The sequence below is a fragment of the Actinoplanes missouriensis 431 genome, from assembly GCF_000284295.1.
Taxonomy (GTDB): Bacteria; Actinomycetota; Actinomycetes; order Mycobacteriales; family Micromonosporaceae; genus Actinoplanes; species Actinoplanes missouriensis.
The window spans coordinates 2,932,317-2,955,859 of record NC_017093.1; the positions used below are offsets into that span (position 1 = coordinate 2,932,317).

Sequence of the window (23,543 nt, forward strand, 5' to 3'; positions counted from 1 at the left end):
CTCGGTCCGCACCCCACCGGCCCCGGTGGTGAGGGAGCCATTACCACCGGGGCCTGGCTCCCTCACCCCGGCCGAACGGCGGCTGGGCCGCGACTGGCGGCTCGCGGCGCTGTTCCTGACACCCACCGCCGTCCTCGTCGGCGCGCTGGTGCTGGTGCCGATCATTCAGTCGTTCGTCACCAGCACCACCGAGCGGCACGGCGCGGCGAGCGTCTTCGTCGGTCTCGACAACTATCGGGCGCTCGCCGGGGACGCGCAGTTCCGTACCGGCGTGGTGAATTCGTTCGTCTTCACGGCGTACGCCGAAGTCTTCAAGGTCGTTCTGGGTCTGGCCGCGGCTCTGCTGCTGCACCGGGTGCGCCGTGGCCGCGCGCTGCTGACCGGGCTGCTGCTGGTGCCGTGGGTGGTGCCGACGGTGGTCACGGCGTTCAGCTGGCGCGCTCTGCTCGACCCGATCTTCGGCAGCGTCAACACGCTGCTCACCGCCTCGGGCATCGGCCCGCTGCTGGCGAGTCTGCATCTGGTGGACAGCTGGCCGGCCGGCTGGCTGTCCGACCCGGGGCTGGCCATGCCGTCGGTGATCCTGGTCAACGTCTGGAAGGGGGTGCCGTTCTTCACCGTCTGCTTCCTCGCCGGGCTCAAGGCGATCCCGGCCGAGCACTACGAGGCCGCCACCATCGACGGGGCCTCGTCGTGGCAGCAGCTGCGGCACGTCACGCTGCCCGGCCTGCGCCACGTGATCACCGTGACGGTCACCCTGTCGTCGATCTGGACGTTCAACAACTTCGACCTCATCTGGCTGCTCACCCAGGGCGGCCCGGGTGACGTGACAGCGCCGTACGTGCTGGTCGCCTACTCCAAGGCGATCCTGCAACTGCAGTACGGCGCGGGCGCGGCCGCCACGCTGATCATGCTGCCGATCATCGCCGGCCTGGTGTTCGTCCTGGTCCGGCTGCTGCGCCAGGACTCCGGCAACCGGCCACCACGACTGTCCGGCCGCACCCGCGCGGCGCTGAAATGGGGCGTCACCGCGCTCGTCACGGGCCTGCTCCTCGGGGCGTCGCCGGAGATCTTCTGGCGGGCCGCGGTGGTCCTCGCGGTGATCCTGCTGATCGCGGCCGCGGTCGGGCGGGCGGCGTCCGCATCCCCGGCGCTGTCGCGAGCCGGGTCGGCGCTCGCGCTGGCCGGGCTGCTCGTCTTCGTGCTCGGTCCGATGTACTGGATCGCGGTCACCGCGTTCAAATCGGAGAGCCAGATCGTCTCGCGCGTCAGCGACCTGTGGCCGGCGCCGTGGACCCTCGAACAGTTCGGCGCGCTCGTCGCCAACCAGCCGTTCGGCCGCTGGTACCTCAACACGATCATGGTGTCGGCGGCGTCGACCGCGGTGGCGCTGGTCTGCGCCGCCCTGGGCGGGTACGCGCTGGCCCGGCTGCGGTTCCGCGGCGCCCAGGGCTTCACCGTGACGGTACTGCTCACCTACGTGATGCCCGGCGCGCTGCTGTTCATCCCGCTCTACCAGCTGCTCATCGAGACCCGGCTGACCGACTCGCTGTGGTCGCTGGTGCTCACCTACCCGACGTTCACGCTGCCGTTCGCCACCTGGCTGCTGACCGGCTACTTCGCGTCGATCCCGGTCGACCTGGAGGAGGCGGCGCTGGTCGACGGCAGCACCCGCTTGCAGGCGTTCCGCCGGGTGGTGCTGCCGCTGGCCAAGCCGGGCCTGCTCGCGGTCGGGCTGTTCACCCTGACCAACGCCTGGAACGAGTTCCTCTTCGCCTTCGTGTTCATCACCAAGGACGAGTTCAAGACGCTCCCGGTCGGCATGCAGTCGATGATCGCCGGGGACGTCGTGCCGCAGGGTCAGCTCGCCGCCGCGTCGCTGCTGGTCAGCATCCCGGTGGTGGTCATGTACGCGTTCGGGCAGCGCTTCCTCACCGAGGGGCTCACGGCGGGCGCGGTGAAGGGCTGACCATGGGGATCAGCCCTTCCGATCGCCGGTGCTCAGCGGCGCGGCGCGCCGGCGGCGAGCGCCAGGTCCTGCTGCAGGACGTGGTACTGGCCCTTCGGGTTCAGCTGCTCGTCGTAGATCAGGGCGGCGCCCTCCTGCGGGTCGTCGAACCAGCCCGGCACCCACGAGTACGCGTCACCGAAGCCCCACGGCGTGAAGGAGATGCAGGCGCGGACGGCCAGGCAGGCCTTCAGCGTCCGCGACCAGTAACTCTCCTGGGCGTACGAGGCCAGCGGGTTGACCGGCTCGTTGACCGCCTCGGGCTTGGTGGCGGTGCGCACGTCGACCTCGGTGAGCGCGACCTTCTGTCCCAGCGCGGCGAACCGTTCCAGGTTGTTCTGCAGGTCCGGGTATCCGTACTGGGTGGAGAGGTGACCCTGGAAACCGACGCCGTGGATCGGCACCCGCTGCGCCTTGAGCGACCTGACCAGCTCGTACACCGCGTTGCTCTTGGGCCCGGTGAACTCGAGGTTGTAGTCGTTGTAGAACAGCAGCGCCTTCGGGTCGGCCTGGTGCGCCCAGCGGAACGCGTCGGCGATGTAACCGGTGCCGCCCCACGCCTTGTACCAGATGGTCTGGCGCGGCTCGCCGTTGTCGTCGAACGCCTCGTTGACCACGTCCCACTGCCAGATCTGGCCCTTGAAGTGGCGCATCTGCGCGAAGATGTGCTTCTTGAGGGCCGCCTTCACCTCGTCGTCGGACAGGGTGGTGGTGTAGCCGTCGCTGGACAGCCAGGCGGGCAGCTGGTTGTGCCAGAGCAGCGTGTGACCGCGGACCAGCTGACGGTTCTTCTTGGCGAACGCGACGAGCTGGTCGGCCTTCTCCCAGGTGTAGACGCCGCGGACGGCCTCCACCTCGGCCCACTTCATCACGTTCTCCGCGGTGACGCTGGAGAACTGCTCGGCGGCGATCCGCGTGTACTCCTCGTTGGCGCCGAGCTCGTCGGCGTTGATGGCGGTGCCGATGCGCAGGCCGGTGCGCGCGCCGAGCGCCCGCAGCGAATCGGCCGGGTAGGCCGGCCCGGCCGACGGGCGGTCGGCGGCCGGGCCGGGGACCGCGGTGGCGGAACCGGCGAACGCGAGCTGTCCGGCCAGCAGCACGGCGGCGCCGGCTATGGGGGCGAGAAGTCGATGACGACGCATGGAAGCTCCTTGCGATTTCGTCCGGAAGTTTCGGTGGTTTTCCGGAAGCAACGATCGCAATCTATGCACGAGCGGGGAAGTGGTCAAGGATGGACCTACACAGGCCCCGGAAGTTACGAAGGAGGCTGGCGATGCAGCGACGCAGTGCACAGTGGTACGCCGGTGACGACCGGAACAGCTACATCCACCGCGCCTGGATGCGCCGGGGCCTGCCGGCCGACGCGTTCGACGGGCGCCCGCACATCGCCATCGCCAACACCGCCTCGGACCTGACCCCGTGCAACGCCCACTTCGACGAGGTCGCCCGCAGCGTCGCCGACGGCATCCACCGGGCGGGCGGCGTCGCGCTGAACCTGCCCGTCGTGTCGATCGGCGAGACCCAGGTCCGGCCCACCGCGATGCTGTGGCGAAACATGGCCGCGATGGCGATCGAGGAGATGCTGCGCGCCAACCCGATCGACGGCGTCGTCCTGCTCGGCGGCTGCGACAAGACCATCCCCGCGCTGCTCATGGGCGCCGCCTCGGTCGACCTGCCGGCCGTCGTGATGCCCGGCGGCCCGATGCTGACCGGCACCTTCCGGGGCGTGCCGCTCGGCTGCGGCACCGACGTGTGGAAGCTGAGCGAGGAGGTCCGGGCCGGCACCCTGAGCGCCGCCGAGTTCACCCGCTCCGAGTCATCGATGATCAGGAGCAAGGGCCACTGCAACACCATGGGTACGGCGTCGACCATGGGCCTGCTCGCCGAAGTGCTCGGCATGACCCTGCCGGGGGTGGCCGGCACGCCCGCCCCGGACAGCCGGCTGCTGGAGGCCGCCCACGCGACCGGGGTGCTCGCCGTCGGCCTGGTCGACGCGGACCGCCGCCCGAGCCAGGTGATGACCCGCGGCTCGTTCCTCAACGCGATCGTCGCGCTCGCCGCCCTGGGCGGCTCCACCAACGCCGTCGTGCACCTGCTGGCCATCGCCGGCCGGCTCGGCGTGCCGCTGTCCCAGGACGACTTCGACACCACCGGCGCCGACGTTCCGCTGCTGGTCGACCTGCTCCCGGCCGGCCGCTTCCTGATGGACGACCTCTACCGCGCCGGCGGTCTGCACGCCGTCCTCGCCGAGGTCCGTGACCTGCTCGACCCGTCCGCGATCACGGTCACCGGCCGGCCGCTGACCGAGCACCTCGGCGACGCCCGCGTCCACGACCGCGAGGTGATCCGGCCGCGGGCCGAACCGTTGCTGCCGCACGCCGGGATCGCGGTCCTCTACGGCAACCTGGCGCCGGACGGCGCGGTCGTCAAACCGGCCGCCGCGTCCGAGCACTTGCTGCGCCACCGGGGTCCGGCCGTGGTCTTCGACTCCGTCGAGGACCTGCACGCCCGGCTCGACGACCCGGACCTGGACGTCACCGCCGACTCGGTGCTGGTGCTGCGCGGCTGCGGTCCCAAGGGCTATCCGGGCATGCCGGAGGTGTCCAACATGCCGCTGCCGGCGAAACTCCTCGAACAGGGGGTCCGCGACATGGTCCGGGTCTGCGACGGGCGGATGTCGGGTACGGCGTACGGCACGGTGGTCCTGCACGTCGCCCCGGAAGCCGCGGCGGGCGGGCCGCTCGCCCGGGTCCGCACCGGCGACATGATCATCCTCGACGTCGCGAACCGGCGCCTCGACGCCGACGTCCCGGCCGAGGAGTGGGCCGCCCGCGAGCCGTCACCGGAGGCGGCGAAAGCCTACGCGGCGCCGTCCCGCGGCTGGGAGCGTCTCTACGTCGACACCGTCGGCCAGGCCGACACCGGCGCCGACTGCGACTTCCTGCGCGGCGCGAGCGGCGACCGCGTCTCCCGCGAGTCCCACTGACCTAGTGGTGGCTCCGCGCCACCTGACGCGGCGCAGAGGGCCTGGGCGCCTTCGCCGCCTTCTGGGCGTACATCGCCAGGTCGGCCTCGTGCAGCAACGCGTCACCGCTGCACCCGGCGTCACCGATGGCCACGCCGATGCTCGCGCCGACCCGGACCTCCTGGCCGAGGACCATCATCGGCAGCCCGATCGCCGCGGCCAGGTCGGCCGCCCGGGCACGCGCCTCGTCACCGGTCAGCGGCTGCGTCCAGAGCATGCCGAACTCGTCACCACCCAGCCGGGCCGCGACGTCGCCGGGCCCGGTGAACTCGCGCAACCGGAGCGCCACGGCCGCGAGCACCGCGTCGCCGGCGGCGTGCCCGTACGTATCGTTGATCGGTTTGAATCCGTCGAGGTCGATCAGGAGAACGACACGGGCGTCGGTGTGCTCGTCGAGGCGCCGCTGGAACATCGCGCGATTGGCGAGACCGGTCAGCGCGTCGTGGAACGCGCGATGCTCCATCTCCGCCGCGAGACGGTTCACCTCGGCGACCTTGGCGTCGACGATCCGCAGCAGTCGGGCGTTGTCGGCGAACGCGGTCAGCTGCCGCACCACCACCAGCGCCGAGCTCACCGCCGAACCCGCCACCACGATCCAGGTGGCCGTCTGCCAGCCGGTCACCGCGAGCACCCCGATCAGCAGGGCGAAACTGCGGAAGACCACGACCGCCCCGCCCCGGCGATGCCGGCAGCGCCCGCCGTCACCGCGTAGTAGCAGCCCAGCGTGGCCGCGAACGTCAGCACCGTGGCCGCGTCGAGCAGGAACCGCACCCGTTCACGCCGGGTGGCGAACCCCATCGGCATGGCGAGCAGCGCGACGACCATGCAGGCGGTCCCGGCGAAGATGCCGATGCTGTACGCCGGGCCGCCGATCAGCGCCGCCATGCTCGTGGGCGCGCGCAGGTAGGTGCCGAACTGCCAGGCGTCGCTGACGAAGAAGACCGCGCCGGCGAGGCTGACCGAGCCTCACATCCGCCGTTCCACGGCCGTGGCGTCCGGGTTGGGCCAGATCCGCCGGCCGTTGATCGCGGTGATCGCGGTCAGGATCATCAGCATCGGCCAGACCACCGCCGCCATGACCCGGCCGGATCGGTGTCAGAGGCGGCTCCAGCGCTGGTTGGCGGCGGCGGTGCAGGTCCACAGGATGATCGGGCTGTTGTTGGCGGTGGCGGCGGCGTTCACGTCGAGGCATTTGCCGGACCGGGCGCCGCGGACCGTGCCGTCGGACTGCAGCGTCCACTGCTGGTTGGCGCCGGATCCGCAGGTCCAGAGGATCACCCGGGTGCCGTCGGTGACGCCGTTCTGCTCGGCGTCGAGGCATCTGCCGCCGATGCGCAGCTGTCCCGACGCGCTGGTGATGATCTGGGTGATGCCGCCGTTGCAGTCCCAGACGACGGCCTGCGCGCCGTCGGCGGGGGCGCCGCCGAGCACGTCCAGGCAGCGCCCGGAGCCCGCGCCGCGCAGGCTGAACGTGGGGGTCGGCTCGGTGGAGCCGGTCCGGACCCGGTACATGACCACGCCGTGCGGCGGGACTGTCGCGCTGATCGCCGACGAGGTGTTGCGTGCGGCCTTGGTCCAGACGTCGAACAGCTGGTATCCGCTCGCCGCGCCCAGGCCGGCCTCGGCGGCCGTGGTGGAGACCGTGGCAGCGCTGTTCGACCGGTTGAGCAGGGCGACCGCCGCCGACCCGTCACTGAGCGTCTTCGCCCAGACCTCGGTCTCACCGGAGTCGCGGACCCGCTGGGCCTGCCGGCCGGCGCTGTCCTGGTTGATCGCCAGCACGTCCGGGTTCGTCAGCACCGAGCGCACGTCGGCGCTCATGGTGGTGATGTCGTTGCCGGCGATCAGCGGCGCCGCCATGATCGCCCACATGCTGAAGTGCGCCCGGTTCTCGGTCGGGGTGAACGTGCCACGGACGCCGACCTCGAGCATGTCCGGGTCGTTCCAGTGCTGCGGCCCGGCCCGGGGGTACAGCGGGGCCTGCACGTCCAGGATCTCGGTGACGCCCATGAAGCAGTCGGCGCGGCAGCCGCTGGTCCACGTGTCGGTGATGTCCTCGGTGGTGCGCCACATGTCGGCGATCGGGCCCCAGTCGTAGGAGGGGCCGGTGTTGGTGTGGGCGCTGTTCGAGTTGATCGAGTAGACGATCGGCCGTCCGGTGGCGCGCAGCGCGTCACGCATCGTGGTGAAGCCGGCGATCTGGTCGTTCAGGGTGCCCCACGGCGAGCACCAGTCGTACTTGAGGAAGTCGACGCCCCAGGACGCGAAGGTGGTCGCGTCCTGCCGCTCGTGGCCGAGCGCGCCTGTCGCGCCGCCGAGGGCGTTGAAGTACTGGGCGCAGGTCTCCTCGCGCGGCGCCTGGTAGATGCCGAACTTCAGGCCCTTGCCGTGGATGTAGTCGCCGAGGGCCTTCATGCCGGACGGGAACCGCACCGGGTCGGAGCGCAGGTTGCCGGCGGCGTCGCGGGTGGTGGCCTGCCAGCAGTCGTCGACGACGACGTACTGGTATCCGGCGGCCTTCATGCCGGAGCTGACCATGGCGTCGGCGGCCGCGCGGATCTTGGCTTCGGAGATGTCGCAGCCGAAGGTGTTCCAGCTGTTCCAGCCGAGCGGCGGCCGGACCGCGGGGCTGCCGGGAGCGGCCGCGGCCGGTGCGGGCGCGGTCAGCGCGAGCGCCGCCGCGCCGAGGGCGGCGATCACCGCGACGGTACGCGTCATCGGCTCAGCAGACACGGAAGGTCGCGTCCTGCCGGTCGGTGGCGCTCGCGCTCGCGCTGAGCGGGTCGATGCGCAGCACGTACCCGGAGTGCCGCAGGTAGCGGTCCGGGACGTTGTAGGAACGGAACGACGACCAGGTGCTGTCGGCGAGGCCGGCGACCCGGGTGAACGTGGCATCGCCGCGGAACGTGGCGGTGCCGTCGCTCGCGTCCAGGCGGATCGCGTAGTCGCTGTGCCGCAGGAAACGGCCCGGGAAGTTGACCGACTCGAAGGAGACAGCGGCTGAGTCGGCCAGGCCGGGAACCATCCGCCACAGCTGGTCCTGGTGCGGGTCGAACGGGTACGCGTCGATGCGGCCGATGTTGTCGGCGTGGCGGACGAACCGGTCGGGGAAGTTGTACGACTTGAGCCGCACCCAGGCCGGCAGTCCCCACCGGGTGACCAGCCCGTCGTACTCGGCGGAGGTGATGCCGACGATCGAGCCGTGCTTGGCGTTCAGCGGCGGCGTGAAGTCGCGCTGGCCGAGCGGTGTCCACGCGTTGCCGCCGATGTTGCCGGTGGACCAGGCGTAGTAGTCGTTGTTGACCGGGCTGAACGAGTCGCCCCACAGCCGCCACCCGCTGCCGGTGTTGTTCTTGATCAGCAGCGGCGCCTCGATGGCGCTGCCCTGGCGCAGGCCGCTGGTGTAGGTGCTGTAGCTGTTCGGGTTGCCGGTCGACGAGCGGGCGCCGTAGAGCAGGCCGTCGTTGAGGTTCTTGTAGTACATGTAGAACGTGGACCCGTCGGCCACGATGTCCGCGTCCAGCACCGGGTATCCGGGACTGAAGTAGACCTGGTTGGCGCTGACCGTACGGAAGTCGGACGTGTAGTTGACCATGAACACGTCCTGGCCGTTGTTGGCCGAGTAGACGATGGCGTACTCGTTGCGGGCCGGCACCCAGAACGCGGTGGGCGCCCACGTGTGGGTGTTGAGCCCGTGCATCCGGATCCGGCGGTACCCGGTGAAGCTGCGCAGGTCGGGGGAGTCCCACACGTGCAGGTACTGGTTGTTGAGGTTGAAGATGCGGCCCTTGAGGTCGGTGGCGAGCACGACGAACGTGCCGTCCTGTTTACGCAGGATGAACGGGTCACGCAGGCCCTGGGTGCCGGCGGTCGGTGTGGCCACCGGGTTGTTCTGGTTCAGCGGCCGCCAGCTCAGGCCGTCGGTGCTGACGGCGAGGTGCAGGGCGTAGCTGTCGCCGCTCTGGTCCTGGGTCTCCTTGAAGTACCCGAAGGCGTAGGCGGCGTTGGCGGCCAGAGCGGGGGACGGCGTGCCGAGCAGCGCGCCGCCGCCGGCGGCGGTGGTCAGCGCGCCGAGGGTGGCGAGGCGAGTGAACTCTCTTCGGGACAGAGGCACGGCTGTTGCCTTTCCGCAGGGGACGGACGGCTTCGCTGAGCGAATGGGGGCGGGGCGGGGATGCTCAGCGTGTTACGGCCAGGTTTCCGGCCGCTTCCTGGGAAGTGTTATCGCTCACATGGATGACTGTCAAGATGTGGCCGAGCTAGTCGCTGAGCCGCCCGAGGAGCAGATCGCCGACGGTGTTGGCGTGGATCCGCGGCTCGGCCCCGGAGCTGTGAGCGGCGACGACGGCCCGCACATGCCGCTCGGCGGGGGCGGCCAGCCCGTCGTAGACGGCGGCGAAGACGTCCCGGGCCGGCTGCCTGAGCCACGACTCCGGAAGGAGCTTGTCCGGCAGCCGGGGGTCGATCGTGGAGAACCGGCGGTAGGCGTCGATGATCTCCATGCGGGAGCGCACCGCGTCCGGGCCCGGGACCCGCCCGGCCCGGATGTCCGGGACGGCCGGCAGCCAGCGCCGCAGGAACGCGTCGTACTGGGCGGCGATGGCGTCGATGTCCCAGGCGTCGAGGGGGTGGCGGCCCGACCCGTTCATCAGGTCGACGTGCTGGGCCCGGAAGATCGTCACCGCGTCGGGGGTCACCCCGGTGAGTGCGGTCCAGGCCTGCTCGGAGAACTCCCGGGGCGAGATCCACAGTGCGTCGTACAGCGGCGCGTAGCCCATCCAGCGCAGGTGGTTGCGCAGGGCGCGACGCTGGGTGGTGGCCTCCTGGGGCAGCGAGAACGCGAGGAGCGTCCACCTGTCGTCCCACGTCTCGGCGTCGGTTCCGTAGGAGGCGATCCAGCGTCCGCCGGCGACCAGGTCGGCGGCGGCGGCGGGGGCGAGCCGGTAGTGGGTGTTCCGGCCCTGGCGGCCGGCGTCGAGGACGCCGCGGCGGGCGAGACGGCTCACCGCCGCGCGGGCGCCGGCCGTGCTCACGCCGGACTCGGCGAGCAGCGCCACGATCGCGGCCGACGGCAGCCAGGCCCCGGTGTACGCGGTGTAGTCGGCCAGCAGCGTGAGGGTCAGATCCTGCGGTGACCCGCCGGCCTGACGCCGGGGCAGCCGGACCGATTCCGCCGGGAAGATCTGTTCGATGTCGAACGGGTAGGTCACCGGCTGCTCCGCGGGGATCGATGGTGTCGGCTCCCGTCATTATCGCTGGTCCCGCCCGTTCCCGACCGACTTTGACCCACATCGATTGACAGTTGTGCGTCCGGCAGGCACAGTTAGTGCCGCGTATGGCGTCCCCGGTGTACAGCCGGGCCGGATGCCCCGCATCATGGCGCATTTTGTTAGCGCTAACATCCCTGCTGCCCGTCCCCGTCCGCATCCCCCGGCAGGCGGAGACACCCCTCGAACGGAGGAAACATGCCGAGCAACCGGATTCCCCGCCGGGCTCTCCTCGTCATCCCGGCCGCCGTCGTCACCGTCCTGTCCGGCGTGGCGCTGCACGCCGAAGCCGCGGTACGGCCGGATGCCGTCGCCGTGAACCGGGCGGCGCCCGTGGTGGCCGCGGCGACACCGACCACACCCCCGGGCTCCTACCCCAACCCCGGCGCCGTGTCGGGCGCCGTCGGCACCCACGACCCGACGATGGTCAAGACGCCCGCGGGCTCCTACATCGTGGCGCAGACCGGCGACAACATCCGGCTGACCACGTCCACCGATCGCACCACGTTCCGGGAGGCGGGGGCGGCGTTCCCCGGCGGGGCGCCGTGGACCACCGCCTACACCGGCGGCAGCCGCAACCTGTGGGCGCCGGACATCTCGTACCGCAACGGCCAGTACTACCTGTACTACTCCGCTTCGACGTTCGGCTCCAACCGCTCGGCGATCTTCCTGGCCACCAGCCCCACCGGCGCGTCCGGCAGCTGGACCAACCGCGGCCTGGTGATCGAGTCACGCAGCTCGGACAACTTCAACGCGATCGACCCGAACCTGATCGTGGACGCCAACGGCCGGTGGTGGCTGAACTTCGGCTCGTTCTGGTCCGGTCTGCAGCAGATCGCCCTGAACCCCTCCACGGGACTGCGGGCCGACTCGTCGATCCGTCTGATCGCCGGTCGTAACGGCGGCGCGATCGAGGCGCCGCACATGTTCCGGCACGGCTCCTACTACTACCTGTGGGTCTCGTTCGACCGCTGCTGCCAGGGCGCGGCCAGCACGTACCGGATCATGGTGGGCCGTTCGACCAGCCCCAACGGGCCGTTCGTGGACCGCAGCGGCAAGGCCATGACCGCCGGCGGCGGCACCCAGATCCTCGCCGGGCACGGCAGCATCCACGGCCCCGGCCACAACGCCGTCATCGCCGACACCGACGCCGAGGTGCTCGTCTACCACTACTACGCCGACAACGGCGCGTCCCGGCTCGGCGTCAACCTGCTCGGCTACGACGCGGCCGGCTGGCCGTTCGTCTACTAGGAGGCCGGCCATGAGAAACCGTCTCGTGATCGCGGCCGCCGCGATGCTCGCCGCGCTCGCCACCACCGCCGTCGTCACGACCTCCGCCGAGGCCGCCACGGTCCGGACCGACACCCCGTACGTGCTGGTCAACCGCAACAGCGGCAAAGCCCTCGACGTCTACAACCTGGCCACCACCGACGGCGCGCCGATCAACCAGTACACCCGCAACGACGGCGCCTGGCAGCAGTGGACGTTCCTCGACTCCGGCTCCGGCTGGTACCGGCTGCGGTCGGCGCACAGCGGCAAGGTCCTCGACCTGCCGTCCAGCACCGACGGCGTCCAGCTGGTGCAGAACGCCGATCGCAACGACGCCCGCCAGCAGTTCCGGCTCGCCGACTCGGCGGGCGGCCAGGTGCGGCTGATCAACCGGGCCAGCGGCAAGGCGCTCGAGGTCTGGGAGTGGTCCACCGCCGACGGCGCGAAGGTGTCGCAGTACCAGGATCTCGACGGCGCCAACCAGCAGTGGCAGCTGGTGCCGCTGGGCGCCGCCGCCCGTACCTTCACCAACCCGATCAAACGCGGCGGCCCGGACCCCTGGTTGCAGCACTACAACGGCTACTACTACCTCGCCACCACCACGTGGAACTCGACGATCACCATGCGCCGGTCCACCACACTGGCCGGCCTGGCGACCACCGCCGACCAGGTGATCTTCAACCTGGCCGGGCGGGCCAACGGCTGCTGCAACATGTGGGCGCCGGAGTTCCACCTGATCAACGGGCGCTGGTACTTCTACTACACCGCCGGGCAGAACGTGTCCGACTACAACCCGACCCAGCGGCTGCACGTCCTGGAGTCCGCCGGCCCCGACCCGATGGGCCCGTACACGTTCAAGGCCGACCTCGGCACCGAGTGGGCGCTCGACGCCAGCGTCCTGAAGGTCGGCAGCAACCTGTACCTGATGGGCACCTACAACGCCGGCGGCTCCTACGGGCAGAGCAACTTCATCCAGCGCCTGACCAACCCCTGGACGCTCACCGGCTCCCGGGTGCGGCTCAGCTCGCCGACGCTGTCATGGGAGCGGCAGACCGGCGCGGTCAACGAGGGGCCCGAGCCGCTGTACCACAACGGCAAGGTCATGGTCGTCTACTCGGCGTCGGCCTGCTGGGGACCCGACTACAAGCTCGGCCTGCTCACCCTCACCGGCGCCGACCCGCTCAACCCGGCACACTGGACCAAGAGCCTGAACCCGGTCTTCCAGCGCAACGACGCCAACGGGGTCTACGCGCCCGGCCACAACGGATTCTTCAAGAGCCCGGACGGCACCGAGGACTGGATCGTCTACCACGCCAACGACTCGGCCGGCGGCGGCTGCGACATGAACCGCTCCACCCGGGCCCAGAAGTTCACCTGGAACGCCGACGGAACCCCGAACTTCGGCGCCCCGGTACGGCTCGGAGCAACCCTCACCGCCCCCTCCGGCGAGTGATGTCCCCCTGCAGACGAGGTCCGGTCGCTGATGCGCACTCCCGCATCAGCGACCGGGCGCGCCAGTCGATCCGCCGGACTGCGTGTCAGCGCTGAATGCGCCGGTCGTAGTCGCGCTGGCAAGCCTGGATCTCGGTCGCGTTGGCGACGGTCCAGTCGTAGAGGTGGCCGAACGGCTCGCGCAGGGATTCGCCCAGCACGGTCAGCGAGTATTCGACGCCGACCGGCGAAGTCGGCAGTACACGGCGCTCGATCATCCCGTTGCGTTCCAGGCGGCGCAGTGTCTGCGTCAGGACGCGCTGGGTCACACCCTCGAGGCGGCGCTTGATCTCGTTGAACCGGCGTGGCTCAGCCAGGACCGCCATCACCATCATCGACCACTTGTCGGCGATCTGGTCGAGGATCGGCCGGCTCGAACAGTCGGACCGGAATTCGAGGTCATGCTCGGCGATGGCTCGATATACGGGCTCAGAAGCGGCCACGACGGTATCCTCCATGATCCCTGGGATCCCTAAAGTGCGTTATTGACCCAGCTCAGAGCCGGTTTCAGAGTAGGTATACATCAGGAACCAAGATCCTGGCGAATACCGCGGAGGAACCCCATGAATCACGACGCATACCGGACCTTACGGGTCAGCCGCCAGGACGGAATCGCCCGCGTCACGATCGACAACCCGCCGATCAACGTCCTCAGTGTCGCCGTCATGACCGAGCTGCGGCACCTGCTCACCACGCTGGCCGGCGACGACACCGTACGCGTGATCGTGTTCCACAGCGCCGACCCGGACTTCTTCCTTGCCCACGTCGACATGACCGCCACCCCCGAAGCCCTCGCCGGGCTGATGGCGGGCCTGCCGGACGGCGTCAATGTCTTCCAGGCCGTCGGAGAGCAGTTACGCCGTCAGCCGCAGGTGACCATCGTCAAGCTCGCCGGCAAGGCCCGCGGCGGCGGAGCCGAATTCGTCGCCGCTGCCGACCTGGCGTTCGCTGCTATCGGGCGGGCCGGACTCGGTCAGATCGAAGCTCTCATGGGCATCGTCCCCGGCGGCGGTGCCACGCAGTACCTCACTGAGCGCATCGGCCGCAACCGTGCCCTGGAAGTCGTGCTCGGCGCCGAACTGTTCGACGCCGAGACCGCCGAGCGATACGGCTGGATCAACCGCGCCGTCCCCGCCGGCGAACTGGACGAGTTCGTCGACCGTCTAGCCGGCAACATCGCCGCGCTGCCGGACGGCGTCGTCGCGGCGGTCAAGCATGCCATCGTCCCTCGTGAGCACACCGAGGGCTTGGCCCGTGAGAACGAGGCGTGGGCCGGACTCGTCCTCCGCCCCGGAACAGCGCAACTCATGGGCGCGGGGCTGGCACACGGCGCGCAGACCCGTGACGGCGAACAGGACCTCGAAGGTCTGTTCCGAAGCCTGCTGCGATGCCACTCAGCCTGAGTTGATCTCCCGTTCGGGCGGTGGACGAGGGGTGGCTCACGGTGGGCTCGTGCGGGGGTGGCGGCTCACGGTGCGCTCGTGCGGGGGTGGCGGCTCCCGGTGCGGCTCTGTCACGGCGGCGGCGTACCGACATTCGCGTTGGCCGCGATGAGGTCGCACGGAAACGGTTCGTGTGTCTTCATCTCTGCCCTGGCGTTGATGGATCGCCACGGAGGCGTTGCGTGTGGCCCTGTCCATGCGGCGATGGCGTTGCGTGTGGCCTCATCCACGCCACCGCCGCCGCCACCGCTCTGCTTGAGACCACCATCCCCTCCACGGTTGCATCACCGGCCGGACAGGCCGGTGATGATGGTGTCGGCGTTGAAGCGCATCATCGCCAGGTAACTCGCCGCTTCTCCGCCTTCGTCGCTGAGTGACTCGGAGTAGAGGCCGACCACCCGTACCCGAAGGCCCGCCTCCGCGGCGAGGACCTGAGCCAGCCGGTCCGGCTGCGCGGTGTCGGCGAAGATCGCCGGCACCCGGTGTTTCTCGATCGCGGTGACCAGTGACGCCAGGTCGGACGCGCTGGGTGAGGCGAGGGTGGTCCCGCTCGGCAGGATCGCGCCGACCACGGCCAGCTCGTAGCGCTGCGCCAGATAGCCGAAGACGTGATGGTTGGTGACGAGCACGCGACGTTCTGCCGGGACCGCCGCGAAACGCGCCGCCAGGTCGGCGTCCAGAAGTTCCAATTGCCGGGTGTACGCGGCCGCGCGCTCCCGCACCACGACCGGGTCGACCCCGTCGACGTGCGTGACGATCTGTTCGGTGAGCAGCTTCACGGCCGTGACCATCCGCGCCGGATCGGTCCAGAAGTGCGGATCGGGCGCACCGGCGGCGTCGCCGTCGGCATACTCCATCGGCTCGATCGCGGCGCCCACCTCGACGGCCGGCACGTTCTCGCCCTTCGCCGCCTCGACGTGCTGCAGTACGCCCTCCTCGAGGCCGAGCCCGTTGTAGACGACCAGGTCGGCGCTCTGCATGGTGTGCGCCTCGCGGGCCGAGATCGCGAAGGAGTGCGGGTCGGCGTCCGGTTTCATCAGCACCGTCACGCCGGCCTGGTCACCGGCGATCTCGCGGACCACGTCACCGAGGATGTTCGTGGTCACCACGATGCTGGCGTCGTCGCGGGTGGTGCAGGCGGCGCCGCCGGTCAGCAGGAGCGCAACGGCGGCGGCCGCGGCTGTCAGGCGCCTCATCGGCCGACCTCCACCGCGAGATCGGGCTGGTCGGTGGCGCGCAGCGTGCGGGCGACGCGCAACCGGTCCCGGTAGTCGACCTCGTGGATGACCCGGGCCTGCGGCTCGGCGAGGTAGGCGCGGTTGACGTCGAGCGTCAGCGTCGTGGCACGCAGCGCCGACTCCGCGACCTTCTTCCCGCTCACCACGTCGTAGCTGATCAGCGTGCCGGAGGCGTCCAGGGCGAGCACCATGTCGCCGTCGGACGGGGAGGCGGCGGCGATCAGGTCACGGCCGCCCGCGGGCAGGTGCCGCACGGTGGCCTTCGCGGCGTTCACCGACCAGATGCCGCCGCGATCGGCGGTGGCCGCCTCGTTGCTGCGCGGGCGGTTGCCGAAGCCGGTCGACGGGACCGGGCCGCCCGGCGCGTCGATCACGTCAGCCGCCGGTGTGTCGTTGACGAGCTTCACCCGTACCAGGGAATCGTCGCAAGCGATGACCGCGCCGCCGCGCAGGACCACCCACCCGCGTGGCGCCCGGCAGGGGGTCTGGAGGGCGCCGGTCTCCCGGCCGTCGGGGCTCATCGCCACGATCCGGGTGGCCGGCTGATTCCGATCATCGCCAACGGCGACCAGAAGGCCTTGACCGTACGGGACGGCCAGTGCCGTGGAACTGCCGGAGTCGATCGTCGCGACCTCCGCGATCCGGCCCTCCTCCAGCTGACGACGGTCCAGGATCCGGATCGTGCCGCCGGTGGTCCCGACCGCGGTGTGCGCGCCGAACCCGGCCACCGACGCGATCGGGGCGTCGAAGGTGACAGTGCCCACCGTGCGGGCGGGCGCCCGGTAGTAGTGCACGTGGTCGGTGTGGTCGACCGACCACACCCCGGAGTCGACGATCTCCAGCGTGCGATCGCCGTCGCTGACGTAGACGAACCGCCCGTCCTCGGTGAGCCGCTGCGCGCCGACCGTGAGACCGACCTGTTTCTCCTGCTCGGTGCCGAGGTCGAGCAGCCGCAGCGACTGTCCGCCGCGGGCGGCGTAGGCGATGGCCGACTGCGCCTCGGGCAGCTCCTCGGCACCGGCGACGTAGCCGTGCGGCGTTGCGGCGGGTTCGGGTTCCGCGCCGCATCCGGCCAGCGCGAGGGCGGCGGCCAGGAGGGCGCTGAGGCTGATTCTGATCACAAGGGGGGTCCTTCCGGTGAGGGGCGGGGTGGAGGTCAGCGGGGGCCGGCGGCACTCGTCGCCGCGGATATGGCCCGGGCGCTCACGTCGCTTCGGACGTGGCCCGGGCGCTCACGTCGCCGCGGCCATGGCCCGGCGCGCTGTCGTCGCCGCGGCCGTGGCCCGGCGCGCTCCGAGCAGGACGAAGAAGATCAGCACGGTGACGGCGGCGATCGTGGCGCTCGCGGCGGTGCCGGCGAACCAGGAGATCCAGAGGCCGATCACGGTGGCGGCCGAGCCGATCGCGAAGCTGGTCAGCATCACCGCGGGCAGCCGCCGGGCGACGAGCATCGCGGCCGCCGCCGGGGCGATCAGCATGCCGAAGGCCAGCAGCGTGCCGACCACGCTGAACGCGACGGCCATCGTCACGGTGAGCAGGACCATCATCAGGACGTTCGCGGCGTCCGGGCGCAGGCCCAGCGTGCGGGCCTTGCGCGGGTCGAAGGTGAGCGCGAGGAACGGCCGGTACGCGACCGCCGACACCGCCGCGACCAGCACGAGCGCACCGCCCAGCAGGATGAGGTCGGGCAGGCGGATCGCGAGCACGTCACCGAAGAGGAACGCGGTCAGGTCGGTGGCGAACGACCGGGAGTGCGACACCAGGATCACGCCGGCCGAGAGCATGCCGACGAACAGCAGCCCGATCGTGGTGTCGCGGCCGAACTCGCGGCTGTTGCGCAGCGCGGTGACGCCGCCCGCCATGGCGAGGGCGCTCGCGGCGGCGCCGACGACCAGGTTGCCGCCGACCAGTGAGGCGATCGCGACGCCGGGCAGCATGCCGTGGCTCATCGCCTCGCCCAGGAAGGTCATCCCGCGGGCGATCACCCACACCCCGACCAGGGCGCACACCGCGGCCAGCAGCACGCCGCCGACCAGGGCGCGAAGAACGAAGGAGACGGTGAACGGCTCGAGAAGTGACGTCAGCACCGGGCCGAATATACTGCAACTGAAAATCATTACCGATAGGGGAACCGATGCTGACCGCCTCCCACCTCGGCTTCCGATATGCCGGAGTTCCCGTGCTGCACGACGTGAACCTGCACGCCGAGCCGGCGTCCATGACCGCCGTGACCGGCGCCAACGGCTCCGGCAAGAGCACCCTGCTGCACCTGCTCGCCGGCATCACCGCGCCCGCCGAGGGCGCCGTGCGCCGCGGCCCCGGCGTCCGCGTCGCCCTGCTGCCCCAGCGCACCAGCGAGATCGACGCCCTCCCGCTCACCGTCGCCGAGTGCGTCCGGATCGGCCGGTTCACCCCCGGTGGCCTGCTGCGCCGCCTCACCGGTCAGGACCGTGCCACCGTCACCGGCCTGATGGAACGCCTGGACATCGCCCACCTGGCCCGGCGCCGCCTGCGCGAGCTCTCCGGCGGTCAGCGGCAGCGGGTGCTGATCGCGCAGACCTTCGCCCAGGACGCCGGCGTCCTGATCCTCGACGAGCCCACCGCAGCCCTCGACACCACCAGCCGCCGCAGCATCCATGACCTGCTCACCGACCGGGTCCGCGAGGGCGCCGCCGTGATCATCGCCACGCACGACGACGAGGAGGCCGCGCTGGCCGGCGGGACCCTGCATCTGACGGCGGCCGAGGGGCTCTGACGGACGAGCCGGGCCGGCGCCGGGATTCGGCGCCGACCCGGCTCGGGCCGGTAGGACGGGAAGGGGTGTCAGTGGCCGGAGACGGTGCCGCTGATCTCGTTCGGGATGGCGTCAAGCGTGCCCGAGGCCACGACCTTGCCGGTGGTCAGGTCGACGTGGTGCACCTTCTTGGTGGCCGGCTCCGTCACGTAGGCGTCGGCGCCGCGGACGAACAGCGCGGGGCGCGGCTTCTGCCAATCCAGCGGCTCGGACCAGGGGGCGACGACCGGCACCGAGCTGGTGATCTTCGCGGTGGCGGGGTCGATGACGTGCAGCTTGCCGTCGGTGCCGAGGATCAGCGCCTCACCCTGGGGGCCGCGGCCCAGCGAGCGGAAGGTGTAGGTGACGCCCTTCGGCATCGGCACCACGGTGATCTTGTTGGTGGTGGTGTCGATCAGGGAGAAGTTCTCCGGCCGCTCCAGTTCGGCGTCCTTGTCGATTTTGAAGTCGCCGAGCAGGATCGGGGACGCGTCGCTGCCGGCCTGGTTGCCGATGCGGCTGTATTCGCGGCCGCTGGCGACCTTCTCGAATGTGCCGTTCTTGAACAGCAGGACGCCGTCCTCGCAGCCGAGCGCGACGACGTCGCCCTTGGCGACGGCCTCGCCGTGCACGCCGGGGCACTGCTCGTTGCGGGCGATCTCCTTGCCGCTCGCGTCCAGGGCGAGGGCGCCCGACCGGGACTCCTCGGTGCCGAGGGTGACGATCATGGTGCCGTCGGCGAGCTCGACCGCGACGCCGTGGTGCGGCCGGGCGGTCTTGTACTGCCGGGCCTGCGGCTTGCCCTGCGCCAGGTCCTTGGGGTTGAAGCTGCTGACCTCGCCGGTGCCGTCGGTGAACAGGATGGTCTTGTCGCCGTGCCGGACCACGTGGCCGGGCTTGGCGCCGGGCCAGGTGATGTCGGTGAGCTTGCCGGCGGCGGCGTCGAGGACCTGGAAACCGGCGGCCGTGGAGACGAAGACGCTGCGGTCGTCGCCGGCCGGGTTGACCCGGTTGAAGCCGTCGAGCGCGACGCTGTGGGCGACCTTGAGGGTCTCGCCGTCGAGGACGTAGATGCCGGCGTCGTGGGTGATGGCGAGCGGTTCGGTCACGGTCGGAGCGGCCGAGGCAGGGGTCGTCGCCTCAGGCGCGGCGGTCGTCTCGTTGCCGCAGGCCGCGAGGGCCAGCGATGCGGCCGCGATTGAGGCGATGCCACGTCGGTTCACAGTGTGTTCTCCCCATAGCGAAACGAAACTCATTTTCAATAACGCTAGCGGAGTGCTGCCGGGGAGCGCGCGCAGGGGTCGGGCGAATCCGCTCGCTGCACTTGTGACCAGGGACAACGCGGTCGTGGCCGGCCCGTGGAACCGGGCCGGCCACGACGATCAGCGGATCAGGAGAGGTTGATGTAGTCGAGTTCGGCGTACCCGGTGCCACCGGCGTAGTTGGGCGACCCCTTGGCCAGGCGGATCATGTTCCATCCGGCCTTGAGGGTCACCGTGGTGTTGACGGTGGTGCCGAAGACGCCCCACGCCGCGGTGGGCGGGTAGGTCACGGTCTGGAAGGCGCCGCCGTTGTAGGCGAGACCCTGCGTGGCCGTGGCGCCCGTGCCGTTCGCGTACCCGATGGTCATCGTGTAGTTGCGGGCGGAGGGCACGTTGACCAGGAAGTCGACGAACGACTGGTTGCGGGAGTTGGCCGAACCGTCGATCTGCCCGACGTAACCGCCGTTGGAGGCGGAGCCCGCGGAGAACCGGTTGGCGTTGACGACCGTGGCGTTCTCCGCCTCGTACCGCTGCTGCCAGGTGGGCACACCCGAGGTCGGGGTGACCACCAGCTGGTACGAGTCCCAGGCGTGCATCGCGTTCACCGGGACGCTGATCGTCCCGCCGGACACCGTGTAGGTGCCGGAGGAGACGGCGATCGGCGCGCTCTGGTTGGTGGTGCGCCCCGTGGTGCCGCTGCGCACGACGGTCGCCCTCACCTGGGAGCCGAGGGCGCCCAGCCCGGTGACCCGGACCGTGTTGTTGCCGCTGTCACCGCCGAACACCACGTTCACCATCTTGCGGGTGCTGTCGTAGGCGGCGACGCCTTCCAACCATGAGCCGGGGACCGTCCGGACGATGTTGCCCGACTGGTCGCCGTACCACTTGTAGGTCCAGTACGACGAGGTCGGCAGGTTGTTGTGGAGCAGCCCGTTGAGGGTGCCGGCCTCGTACCAGTAGGCGCGTTCCGCCGAGCGGATCCCGTGTCGCTCGAAGACCGCCATGTAGTGCACCGCGACGCTGGGGATGTCGACCTGGGACGGCGACGCGTACTCGTTGATCGAGATCGGCCGGGGAGTGATGCCGAGTGACGTCTCGATCGCCCGGTAGTCGGCGACGTGTGCCGCGACGTCGAGGTACCTGTCGTTCTCCAGCTCGTGCCAGACGATCACGTCGGGCAGGGTGCCGGTGTCGCGGGCGTTGGTGAGGAAGCTGACCATCCAGTCGTGGTTGTAGACCGAGTGGCTGGGCCCGACGATCGGGGTGACCGTGTCGAGTGAGCGGATCAGCTTGTGGGTGCGCGTCCAGCCGGCGTTGAACGACCCGGCCGACGCGGTGTTCCACGTCCAGTCGGGCTCGTTCCAGAGCTCGTAGCCGTCGACGTTGGTGGTCGTCGTGGCGCTGAGCCGGGCGTTGACCATGGTGCGGACCTTCGACTCCCAGTCGGCCCAGCTGACCCACTTGTACGGGAAGTCCTTGTACACGTCCGGCAGTCGCCAGAACTGCTGAGCGCCGGCGCTTGTCACCTTTCCGGCCACCTTGAGTCCGTCGCAGCACGGCGTGGTCGCGCCGTTGCCGAGCTGCTGGACGCCGGGCGGCGGCTGGGTGAGGTGGTTGAGCCGCAGCGGGTACATCTGCTCCAGCGGCGGTTTGGTGCCGGTGTCGGTGGCGTAGAGGCCGCCGGCCGCGACGTGCGTGACCGGACGGACGACGGTACCGACGTCGACGGTGAGGGTGTTGCCGGCGGCCTGCGCCGGGCTGGGGACGGTCAGCCCGGCGAGGACCAGCAGGGGGACGAGTGCTGCTTTTCGATGTCGCACTGTTCACCTCGGTGGAAGGTGGGGATGGGGGACGGTGTTACGCCTCCTGTGCGGCCAGCGGGATCCAGACCCGCATCGGGCCCGGCTCGCGGTTGGCCCATAGGAAGTAGGGGATGGCGGTGACCGTGGCGGTCGCTGCCGGCGGTGTGCCGGTGGAGTTCAGATCCCGGTAGAGGGGAGCGTCGCCGCGGTTCTGCAACCGGAGCGGGATCTGCAGGGTGACCGGGGCGAGTCCGCTGCTGTGGTACGCGACCGACACCGGTGATCCCGTGTCGAGTTCCAGATCCTCGAAGCAGTGCCCGGCGAAGGGCCCGGTGGCAGGGATGTCGGCGTGTTCGAGGCAGTGGACGATCGGGCCGCGGACCAGGGCGGCGGTGCCGCGGGTGGCGTCGACCCGCGGGTGCGCGGCGACCAGCCGGGCCGGCATCGCCAGGGTGAGCACGACCCGGTCACCCTCGTGCCAGATCCGGTTGAGGCGCAGGTACCCGTCGTGGATCTGGGGCCCGGCCGGGGCGGCCGTGCCGTTGACGGTGAGCCGGACGTCGTCGCACCAGGCCGGGATCCGCAGTGACAGGGTCCACGGGTCGTCCGGCGACGACGTGACGGTGACGGTGATCTGCTCGTCCCACGGATAGCGGGTCTCGACCTCGACGGACCGGTTCGCTGACGTGAACGTTCCGCTGCCGTACAGGTGCAACTCAAGGCCGCCGGCGTCGCCGGTGGCGGCGTACGTGTGCAGCGACGCCATCAGCCGGGCCAGGTTCGGCGGGCAGCAGGCGCATTCGTACCAGTCGAGGCGGTGACCGGGGGCGTTCTCGCCGCCGCCGTCGTGGCCGGTACGCCGTTGCAGCGGCTGGGAGTAGAAGAACGCCTTTCCGTCGACGGCGGTGCTGGCGGCGATCGCGTTGTAGAGCACGCGTTCCATCTCGTCGGCGTACTTCGCGCTGCCGGTGGCCAGCAAGAGGCGGAATCCGAGCTGGAAGCTGGCGATCGCGGCGCAGGTCTCGGCGTACGCGCGGTCCGGCGGCAGCTCGTAGGCGTCGCCGTATGCCTCGTCACGGTGCCGGGATCCCTGGCCGCCGGTCAGGTAGGTGCGGCTGTCGATCGCGGAGTCCCACAGCCGCTCGGCGACGGCCAGCAGTTCGGTGTCGTGCGTTTCCACGGCCACGTCGACGGCGCCGGCCAGCAGGTAGAGCTGGCGGACCACATGGCCGGTCACCTCCTCGGTCGAGCGCAGGGGCTCGTGGTCCTGGAAGTAGGCGGCGCCGAACCGGCCCTCACCCAGCGTCCCGTGGCCGCGGTTCTCGATGAACCGGGCGGCGAGATCGAGGTACGGCCGGTGGCCGGTCACCCGGTACAGCTCGGCCAGGGCGGTCTCGACCTCGGGGTGCCCGTCGGTCTCCTTCGACGTGGCGTACCGCTGGACCAGAAGGTCGGCGAAGCGGCGCGCCACCGCGACGACCTGCTGGGCGGCGGGGTCGCCGGGCGCCGATCGGGCCGCCGCGACGGCTGCCTGGATGAGGTGGCCGGCCGTGTACATCTCGTGGCTGAAGTGCAGCTCGGCCCATTGCTGCGAGCGCCGTGCCGGGTCCTGGTAGTACGAGTCCAGGTAGCCGTCCGGGTCCTGTGCCTTCTCCAGCAGCGCTGCGGTGTCGGCGGCGAAGTCGGCGGCGGTCCCGGACCAGAACGCCGCCTCGAGGGTCTTGTGCACGTCGGTGTCGGCGAACCAGAAGCCGCGGAACGCGGTGTCGGCGTCGCCGGTGACGCGGCGCAGGTTGTCCAGGTTGCCTTCGGTACTGAGCCGGGTGACGCAGTGCGGCAGGGTGGCTTCGGTGTTACGGGTCTGCCAGCCGCCGAGCAGCCCGTCGGCGGCCAGCCGGACCGCGTCCGCGGGCAGCGGCCGCAGCACGCCGAGAGCGTCTGACGTGGGCACGACGGGGCCGTGCGA

19 protein-coding genes are annotated in these 23,543 nt (G+C 70.6%); 6 read left to right on the top strand and 13 right to left on the bottom strand.

Annotation, left to right across the window (positions count from 1 at the left end; all coding sequences use genetic code 11):
• Nucleotides 1-28: 28 nt before the first annotated feature.
• On the top strand, nt 29-1,969 hold the full coding sequence (locus AMIS_RS13745) for an ABC transporter permease (protein WP_231859299.1): 1,941 nt from the start codon (nt 29-31) through the stop codon (nt 1,967-1,969).
• A gap of 32 nt (nt 1,970-2,001) precedes the next feature.
• Here AMIS_RS13745 and AMIS_RS13750 read toward each other — a convergent pair whose 3' ends face one another.
• Nucleotides 2,002-3,150 carry an endo-1,4-beta-xylanase gene (locus AMIS_RS13750; RefSeq protein WP_014442906.1) on the bottom strand — a complete coding sequence of 383 codons (1,149 nt, stop codon included), beginning with the start codon at nt 3,148-3,150 and terminating at the stop codon, nt 2,002-2,004.
• Nucleotides 3,151-3,281: 131 nt separating this feature from the next.
• Here AMIS_RS13750 and AMIS_RS13755 point away from each other — a divergent pair, with 131 nt between their 5' ends.
• Entirely contained in the window at nt 3,282-4,994 is a 1,713-nt protein-coding gene (locus AMIS_RS13755) for an IlvD/Edd family dehydratase (RefSeq protein ID WP_041829750.1), read from the top strand.
• A gap of 1 nt (nt 4,995) precedes the next feature.
• Here AMIS_RS13755 and AMIS_RS13760 read toward each other — a convergent pair whose 3' ends face one another.
• The 5 genes from AMIS_RS13760 to AMIS_RS13780 all read right to left on the bottom strand — a co-directional run bounded on the left by AMIS_RS13760 (nt 4,996) and on the right by AMIS_RS13780 (nt 10,243).
• Nucleotides 4,996-5,697, bottom strand: a complete 702-nt coding sequence (locus tag AMIS_RS13760) for a GGDEF domain-containing protein (RefSeq protein ID WP_051041976.1) — start codon at nt 5,695-5,697, stop codon at nt 4,996-4,998.
• Nucleotides 5,670-5,918, bottom strand: coding sequence for a hypothetical protein (locus AMIS_RS13765; RefSeq protein WP_014442909.1), 249 nt, complete (start codon nt 5,916-5,918; stop codon nt 5,670-5,672). The genes AMIS_RS13760 and AMIS_RS13765 overlap by 28 nt, the downstream gene beginning before the upstream one ends.
• A gap of 210 nt (nt 5,919-6,128) precedes the next feature.
• The gene (locus tag AMIS_RS13770) at nt 6,129-7,751 is read right to left on the bottom strand and encodes a glycoside hydrolase family 27 protein (protein ID WP_014442911.1); all 1,623 of its coding nucleotides are present in this window, start codon (nt 7,749-7,751) and stop codon (nt 6,129-6,131) included.
• Between the two features lie 4 nt (nt 7,752-7,755).
• Complete coding sequence (locus AMIS_RS13775; RefSeq protein ID WP_014442912.1) at nt 7,756-9,147, bottom strand: glycoside hydrolase family 43 protein; 1,392 nt, start codon at nt 9,145-9,147, stop codon at nt 7,756-7,758.
• Between the two features lie 145 nt (nt 9,148-9,292).
• Complete coding sequence (locus AMIS_RS13780) at nt 9,293-10,243, bottom strand: PaaX family transcriptional regulator (RefSeq protein WP_014442913.1); 951 nt, start codon at nt 10,241-10,243, stop codon at nt 9,293-9,295.
• A 255-nt stretch (nt 10,244-10,498) separates the two neighbouring features.
• On the opposite strand from AMIS_RS13780, the gene AMIS_RS13785 reads away from it, so the two are divergent.
• Nucleotides 10,499-11,551 carry an arabinan endo-1,5-alpha-L-arabinosidase gene (locus AMIS_RS13785; protein ID WP_014442914.1) on the top strand — a complete coding sequence of 351 codons (1,053 nt, stop codon included), beginning with the start codon at nt 10,499-10,501 and terminating at the stop codon, nt 11,549-11,551.
• A gap of 10 nt (nt 11,552-11,561) precedes the next feature.
• Entirely contained in the window at nt 11,562-13,022 is a 1,461-nt protein-coding gene (locus AMIS_RS13790) for a family 43 glycosylhydrolase (protein WP_014442915.1), read from the top strand.
• A gap of 85 nt (nt 13,023-13,107) precedes the next feature.
• On the opposite strand, the gene AMIS_RS13795 is transcribed toward AMIS_RS13790, so the two are convergent.
• Complete coding sequence (locus AMIS_RS13795; protein ID WP_014442916.1) at nt 13,108-13,518, bottom strand: winged helix-turn-helix transcriptional regulator; 411 nt, start codon at nt 13,516-13,518, stop codon at nt 13,108-13,110.
• 105 nt (nt 13,519-13,623) lie between these two features.
• Between AMIS_RS13795 and AMIS_RS13800 the strand changes: the two genes are divergently transcribed.
• Nucleotides 13,624-14,463, top strand: a complete 840-nt coding sequence (locus AMIS_RS13800; protein ID WP_014442917.1) for an enoyl-CoA hydratase/isomerase family protein — start codon at nt 13,624-13,626, stop codon at nt 14,461-14,463.
• A gap of 323 nt (nt 14,464-14,786) precedes the next feature.
• On the opposite strand, the gene aztC is transcribed toward AMIS_RS13800, so the two are convergent.
• From aztC to aztB, 3 genes are all read right to left on the bottom strand, one after another.
• Nucleotides 14,787-15,698: a zinc ABC transporter substrate-binding protein AztC gene (gene aztC, locus AMIS_RS13805; protein WP_014442918.1), complete on the bottom strand. Its 912-nt coding sequence runs from the start codon at nt 15,696-15,698 to the stop codon at nt 14,787-14,789.
• On the bottom strand, nt 15,695-16,861 hold the full coding sequence (locus AMIS_RS13810; protein WP_014442919.1) for a WD40 repeat domain-containing protein: 1,167 nt from the start codon (nt 16,859-16,861) through the stop codon (nt 15,695-15,697). The genes aztC and AMIS_RS13810 overlap by 4 nt, the downstream gene beginning before the upstream one ends.
• Before the next feature lie 111 nt (nt 16,862-16,972).
• Complete coding sequence (gene aztB / locus AMIS_RS13815) at nt 16,973-17,827, bottom strand: zinc ABC transporter permease AztB (RefSeq protein ID WP_014442920.1); 855 nt, start codon at nt 17,825-17,827, stop codon at nt 16,973-16,975.
• 47 nt (nt 17,828-17,874) lie between these two features.
• Here aztB and aztA point away from each other — a divergent pair, with 47 nt between their 5' ends.
• Nucleotides 17,875-18,495: a zinc ABC transporter ATP-binding protein AztA gene (gene aztA, locus AMIS_RS13820; protein WP_014442921.1), complete on the top strand. Its 621-nt coding sequence runs from the start codon at nt 17,875-17,877 to the stop codon at nt 18,493-18,495.
• Between the two features lie 68 nt (nt 18,496-18,563).
• Here aztA and aztD read toward each other — a convergent pair whose 3' ends face one another.
• The 3 genes from aztD to AMIS_RS13835 form a co-directional block, all read right to left on the bottom strand.
• Nucleotides 18,564-19,736, bottom strand: coding sequence for a zinc metallochaperone AztD (gene aztD, locus AMIS_RS13825; RefSeq protein WP_041829751.1), 1,173 nt, complete (start codon nt 19,734-19,736; stop codon nt 18,564-18,566).
• A 167-nt stretch (nt 19,737-19,903) separates the two neighbouring features.
• Nucleotides 19,904-21,595, bottom strand: a complete 1,692-nt coding sequence (locus AMIS_RS13830; RefSeq protein WP_014442923.1) for a CBM35 domain-containing protein — start codon at nt 21,593-21,595, stop codon at nt 19,904-19,906.
• A gap of 37 nt (nt 21,596-21,632) precedes the next feature.
• Nucleotides 21,633-23,528, bottom strand: coding sequence for a glycoside hydrolase family 127 protein (locus AMIS_RS13835; protein ID WP_231859300.1), 1,896 nt, complete (start codon nt 23,526-23,528; stop codon nt 21,633-21,635).
• Nucleotides 23,529-23,543: the final 15 nt, after the last annotated feature.